Here is a 6,489-nt window from a genome sequence, read left to right as displayed (position 1 = left end):
TTTTTAGTCTCTTAATTGATCTAAAGCTGCCTTTAAGACTTTTTCACCGTTCATCATACCATAGTCGCGCATATCTATGATAACAATGGGAATTTCTCCACCAGTTGCATCTTTAAGTCTATTAAAAACATGACGGACTTGAGGACCTAACATAATAATATCCCATTCTTTCCATGTCTTCTCGGCAACTGCAATAGGTTCTGCAGCAATCTGAACTTCCACTCCTATTTGTTGAGCATATTTTTCCATGTTTCTAACAAGTAAACTTGTAGACATGCCCAAATTACAAGCTAAAAGTATTTTTTTCATTTAATGTCTCCTCTTTTTGTATTAATGATGGATAGAATATGATTAGATAGAAATAAATCATTATAGAATGTTTGATTTTAAACAATAAGTGAAATAACATTTTCATTGTTTTGTTCATATTCTATCTTCATCATCAGTTTCATTATAATTCTATTTATAGGAAAAGAAATAAAACGGAGGAAAAAGAAATCTTTATTTCAAGATTATATCTTTGTAGTGTTTGTTTTTGAAAAAAACTTTTCAAAAGAATTCATATATAAGAAAGTATTTGTGTTAAAATAGTACTGAGGTGAAGAAAAGATGAAACTAGGAATTGTAGGAAGTGGAATGATTGTTGGAGATTTATTATCTTTTGTAAAGGATGTTAAGGGGATAGAGTTGATTCATATTTCTGGAACACCAAGAAGCGAAGAAAAGTTGAAGCACATATGTGAAGAACATCATATGAAGAGATATTCAATATCATATGAAGAATTAATAAAAGATCAAGATGTTGATACAGTTTATATTGCATTACCTAATCATTTACATTATTCTTATGCAAAAGAAGCATTAGAAAATCATAAACATGTTATATTAGAAAAACCAATGACATCTCATATTGAAGAAGCAGAAGAATTAAAAGAATTAGCAATAAAGAATCATTTATTTTTATGGGAAGCGATTACCAATCAATATCTTCCAAATTATCATAAAATCAAATCTTTATTAAAAGATTTAGGGCATATTAAGATTGTTGAATGTAATTATTCACAATATTCATCACGCTATAACGCTTTTAAAGAAGGAAATATTTTACCTGCTTTTGATTATACAAAATCAGGTGGAGCATTAATGGATTTAAATATTTATAATATACATTTTGTAGTAGGATTATTTGGTGAACCGAAAGATATCCAATACTATCCAAATATTGAAAATGGGATAGATACATCAGGAATTCTTGTTTTAGACTATACTTCAATGAAATGCGTATGTATTGGTGCTAAAGATTGTAAAGCTCCATTATCAAATACAATCCAAGGAGATCAGGGATGTATTCATATTCCTACACCAGTCAGTTATATTGGATCGTTTGATATTATGATGAATGATGGAACAGTTCAAACAATCAATGAAAATAAAGATGTTCATCGTATGTATGAAGAATTTATTGCTTTTGAAGATATGTATCAGCAAGAAGATTATCAGCAATGTTATCAAAGATTAGATCATAGTTTAATTGTTACAAAAATACAAACAATTGCTAGAAGAAAAGCAGGAGTTATATTTCCAGCAGATAAAAATTATTTGAAATAGAACTTTTTTCTAAAAATTCTTGACTATAGAGTGACTCTATAGTGTTAAATAAGGATAGAAAGAAGGAATAATATGAAAACAAATGAAATAGAAAAAGAACTGGGACTTACTAAACATACTATTCGTTATTATGAAAAAGAGGAGTTGATTCATCCAAAAAGAGATGAGAATGGATATCGAGATTATAGTGAAGAAGATGTAAGTATTTTAAGAGTTGTTAAGTTTTTGAGAAATTTAAATATTTCTATTGATGATGTGAAAGGGATTATTAATGGCGAATTAAATTTTCATGAATGTTTAAAAATTAATCAAGTCCATCTTGAAAAACATATTGAAGATTTAAAAGAAGTTAAGAAAGCTATTGATTACTATCATGATAAAGATATACCATTTATTCCATCATTATCACAAATGGAAGTCAAAGCATCTCACGGTAAATTAGGATTTCAAAAAACAACAAAAACCATTTCATTAGGAAGAAAATTAACACGTCCACTTGTTATAAGAAGAATTATATATACTCTTATACCATCATTGTTTGGTGGTGTTATCAGTTTATTTCTTTTTGACTTTGCTGAAATTCATTTATCAATAATATTAAAGTTTATTATTTATTTAATAGGGTTCTTAACAACTCAATTGGTATTGATTGCATCTCATTTTCAGTTATCATCTTTGTATTTAAAAGATACAATTGATCATACAATGAATCAGTCTATAGAATTTCTGAGTGATGGAATACGTTATTATCAATTTAATGGTTTTATAAGTAACTTAATATATTTTTTTACAGTATTATTTGGAAAAGATGAAAAATTGATGCATAAATACTGTTATGAAGATATAAAAGAAGTTTTCATAGATACAAAGAAAAGATATATGAGTATTGGAACACCTATAGCATATGAAACTTATGTACCAGATTTCAAGTTTACATTTCAGGATCAGCAAAGTTTCTATTTCTATTGGCCATTAACACTTGATGACGACATGCGCTATATTGCTGTAATATTAGAAGATAAAGTTAAAAACATAAAAGATCCTCAACATATCCTTTATGCTTTAAAAAATGGTATACAATTAGATGATTATCTTAACGATCAATAAGGTTTGATGAACGCTCTACTTCCATAAGGATAGTAGGGTGTTTTTGTATTTTCTTTAAATGGTTAAGAAATGTATAACTGTGAGGAAAAGCGCTGAGACATGTTATAAGTTTCCAAACTATTAAATCATTATTGTGGTATTCATTAATCATTTGATAAATCATTTCTTCAATATCTGAAGTTGCAAGTTCACTATGATAGAAACATAGAAAGCCTAAAGCATCAACTGCTTCCTGTAATTGTTTAGTTGTTAAATGTGGGATTTGTTTAATGAAATCTGGGAAATGAGATATATTCATATGAGCAAGACTTCTCGCGATGATATCCCTAGGTAAAGGATAACTTTTTTTTAAGGAAACTCTTTGAGGAAGTTTACGATACTGGTTATGACCTATTTTTCCTAAATATTGACACATCATAGTCACATTACCATATAAAGAAAGTTGATCTTGAATTTCTATTTTTGTATAGAGAGCTGTTTCTTTGCATAATTGATTTAAAAGTATTTGTGTATAGTCATCATCATGATGAAATTGTTTTGATAATAAATGGATACAAGCACTTCTGATTGAAGGAGATATTTGCATATATTGGATTAATTCATCTTTAGATAAAGATGAAAGTTGAATGAGTTCTTCTTTATCTATCATTCCTCTGTCTTTAAGTTCTTCTGGATTGCTTTTCATTAAAATCACCTATAATCATCTTAACTTAAATAAGTATATGAAGCAATTGAATTATAATTTTTATAGGATAAATCTTTAATTAAGATTTTATCTGTAAATAACATATTGCTTTTGTATATTGTAAAAAATTGTGCTAGAATAGGACAGAAAGGGTGATAAACATGATGAGAATTGGGCAATCTATAGATATTCATCAGTTAGTTGAAGGACGTAAACTGATTCTTGGAGGAGTAGAAATTCCTTATGAGAAAGGATTAAAAGGTCATAGTGATGCTGATGTCTTATTACATGCAATTATTGAAAGTATTATTGGAGCAATGGGGTTAGGAGATATTGGTAAACATTTTCCTGATACAGACCCAAAGTACAAAGGGATATCTTCAATGATATTATTAGAACATACGTATCAGCTGATGGTAGAAAATGGTTATATGATTGGTAATATTGACAGCATTATCATGTGTGAAGAACCAAAGATGGCTCCTCATATCATGACGATGAGAGAAAATGTTGCATCTGTTTTACATTGTGATATCACACAAGTGAATATAAAAGCAACACGTGGAGAAAAACTTGGTTTCGTTGGGAGAAAAGAAGGTATTGTTTCTCAAAGTGTTGTATTATTAAATAAGGAAGGGTAATTATGGATAGAGTAAGAGTAAGATATGCACCAAGTCCAACTGGACATTTACACATTGGTGGTGCAAGAACAGCATTATTTAATTATTTATTTGCAAAACATCATGGTGGAGATTTTGTATTTAGATTAGAAGATACTGATATTGAAAGAAATATTGAAGGTGGAGAAGCCAGTCAATTAGAAAACTTAGAATGGTTAGGAATTATTCCTGATGAATCACCATTAAATCCTAATCCAAAATATGCACCATATAGACAAATGGAAAGATTAGATATCTATAAAAAATATACAGATATCTTATTAGAAAAAGGATATGCTTATAAGTGTTTCTGTACACCAGAAGAATTAGATGCAGAACATGAGAAACAAGTCGCAGCAGGAATTGCACCAAAATATAACCGTAAATGTTGTGATTTAACACCAGAACAAGTGAAAGCAAATGAAGAAGCAGGAATGCCTTATACAATTAGAGTCAAAGTACCAGCAGGAAAAACATATGAATTTGATGATATGATTAGAGGACACGTTTCTTTTGAATCAGAAGATATTGGTGATTGGGTATTAGTAAAAGCTAATGGCATACCAACGTATAATTATGCAGTAGTTATTGATGATCATACAATGGATATTACCCATGTTTTTAGAGGCGAAGAGCATTTAAGTAATACACCTAAACAATTAATGATTTATGATATGCTAGGATGGACGGCACCAACTTATGGTCATATGACATTGATTGTCAATGAAGAAAGAAAGAAATTATCTAAACGAGATGAATCTATTATGCAATTTATTTCTCAATACAAGGAAGATGGATATTTACCAGATGCGATGTTTAACTTTATGGCATTATTAGGTTGGTCTCCTGAAGGAGAGCAGGAAATCTTTGATCATGAAGGATTGATTAGAGAGTTTAGTGAAAAACGTTTATCGAAGTCACCTTCTATGTTTGATAAAGATAAATTGAAATGGGTCAATAACAGATATATTAAAGAAAGATCTTTAAATGAAGTTGTTGCATTATGTTTACCATTCTTAAAAAATGCATATGATTTATCACAACATGATGAAAAATGGATTCAAGATTTGATTGCTGTATATCATGATCAATTATCTTATGGAAAAGAAATTGTTGAACTCGTATCATTGTTCTTTGAAGATGAGTTGCATTTAGATGATGAAGCTGTAGAATTCATGAAGGACGAATCGATTCCAAATACATTAAATGTATTCAAAACAAAAATAGAAGAATTAGAAGACTTTACAAAAGAAAACATCCAAGCATGTATCAAGGCGACCCAAAAAGAAGCAAAGGCAAAAGGAAAGATGTTATATATGCCTATTCGTATTGCAACAACAGGAATTATGCATGGACCTGATTTGGCAAGTTCAATTATGTTGCTTGGAAAAGATAAAGTTATTGCAAGGCTAAAAGGATAGAAACATCCTTTTTTTTCTTTATGCGCCATAATGTTGCGTTGTGCTACCAATTCGATATATCAATTTTTGGATGGTTAAGGTATACTAAAAGAAGATGGAGGGGTAAATATGTCAGTTGGAAAACGTATTCAATTGTTGAGAAAGAAGCATAATTTAACACAACAACAATTGGCTGATCAGTTATCTGTTTCTAGACAAGCTATCAGTAAGTGGGAATCAGATTTTAATGAACCTGATATTCGTACTTTAATAGCACTATCTTATATATTTGAAGTAAGTGTAGATGAATTGGTTGGTAAGGAAGATAAGAAGAGAGAAGAGGATCCAGTTGTCTTTCAGGATTTATCTGAACAGATGTTAAAAACAAATAAGAAAAATCATACTCTTTTAATATTTTTAACATCATTTGTTATAGTATTTATTTTGATTTTCTTAATATGTCCAATGATGAGTTATGTTGAATTTAATCATACAGAAGAAATAAAAAGACAAACAAATATAAGTGAATCTCTAGAAAAGAGTAAATGGATGGTTATAGATTTTAATGCTGAATTAAAGGAATGTAATCTTCAAGAACAAACGATTCGTATGCGTGGGCAATTAGATTTACAAAATGATTTTATTGAAGAAAAAGATAAAACTTTAATCTTTACTTACGATGATCAAAGCCAAGCTGAATTAAAAATATTTGAGTCTCCAAACAATGATTTATATGAGAATCTGTTTATGTTTGATCAAATCATTCCAGCTAAAAACATTGAATCAATGAGAATAAAAGTTGGTAAAGAAGAGCGTGATTTTGGGAAGATATCATGCCCAATTTCTGATTATTTTTATGGAATGAATTTATCGGCTGATGTCAATCAGAGAGTAGAAAATCAGTTTGATGTTGACTTAACAATATGGTTGTTATCGAATAATGATAGGAGTATGGAAGAAAACTGGGAGGATTGTATTTTTATTAGCACGGATTATATAGAGAATTTACAAGATTATGTGCATGATTTGA

The 6,489-nt window shown here is 29.3% G+C and carries 7 protein-coding genes; 5 read left to right on the top strand and 2 right to left on the bottom strand.

Annotated elements, in window-relative coordinates:
• Positions 1–3: 3 nt before the first annotated feature.
• A complete protein-coding gene (locus BN350_RS17945) occupies positions 4–309 on the bottom strand; it encodes a PTS sugar transporter subunit IIB (protein ID WP_028044826.1) in 306 nt (101 codons plus the stop codon).
• Positions 310–609: 300 nt separating this feature from the next.
• Between BN350_RS17945 and BN350_RS17940 the strand changes: the two genes are divergently transcribed.
• The gene (locus BN350_RS17940; protein ID WP_028044825.1) at positions 610–1,608 is read left to right on the top strand and encodes a Gfo/Idh/MocA family protein; all 999 of its coding nucleotides are present in this window, start codon (positions 610–612) and stop codon (positions 1,606–1,608) included.
• Positions 1,609–1,680: 72 nt separating this feature from the next.
• Positions 1,681–2,715: a MerR family transcriptional regulator gene (locus tag BN350_RS17935; RefSeq protein WP_028044824.1), complete on the top strand. Its 1,035-nt coding sequence runs from the start codon at positions 1,681–1,683 to the stop codon at positions 2,713–2,715.
• On the opposite strand, the gene BN350_RS17930 is transcribed toward BN350_RS17935, so the two are convergent.
• Positions 2,702–3,400: a hypothetical protein gene (locus BN350_RS17930; protein WP_044600464.1), complete on the bottom strand. Its 699-nt coding sequence runs from the start codon at positions 3,398–3,400 to the stop codon at positions 2,702–2,704. The genes BN350_RS17935 and BN350_RS17930 overlap by 14 nt on opposite strands.
• A gap of 161 nt (positions 3,401–3,561) precedes the next feature.
• Here BN350_RS17930 and ispF point away from each other — a divergent pair, with 161 nt between their 5' ends.
• From ispF to BN350_RS20110, 3 genes are all read left to right on the top strand, one after another.
• On the top strand, positions 3,562–4,041 hold the full coding sequence (gene ispF / locus BN350_RS17925) for a 2-C-methyl-D-erythritol 2,4-cyclodiphosphate synthase (protein WP_028044822.1): 480 nt from the start codon (positions 3,562–3,564) through the stop codon (positions 4,039–4,041).
• 2 nt (positions 4,042–4,043) lie between these two features.
• Positions 4,044–5,480, top strand: coding sequence for a glutamate--tRNA ligase (gene gltX, locus BN350_RS17920; protein ID WP_028044821.1), 1,437 nt, complete (start codon positions 4,044–4,046; stop codon positions 5,478–5,480).
• A gap of 108 nt (positions 5,481–5,588) precedes the next feature.
• Positions 5,589–6,489 (top strand): helix-turn-helix domain-containing protein (locus tag BN350_RS20110; protein ID WP_049945615.1); only part of this gene is annotated, 901 nt, incomplete at its 3' end.

The organism is Candidatus Stoquefichus massiliensis AP9 (genome assembly GCF_000455285.1).
In the GTDB taxonomy this organism is placed as follows: Bacteria; Bacillota_I; Bacilli_A; order Erysipelotrichales; family Coprobacillaceae; genus Stoquefichus; species Stoquefichus massiliensis.
The sequence above is the reverse complement of the archived record's forward strand: the minus strand, read 5'-3'. Positions and strand labels throughout refer to the sequence as shown.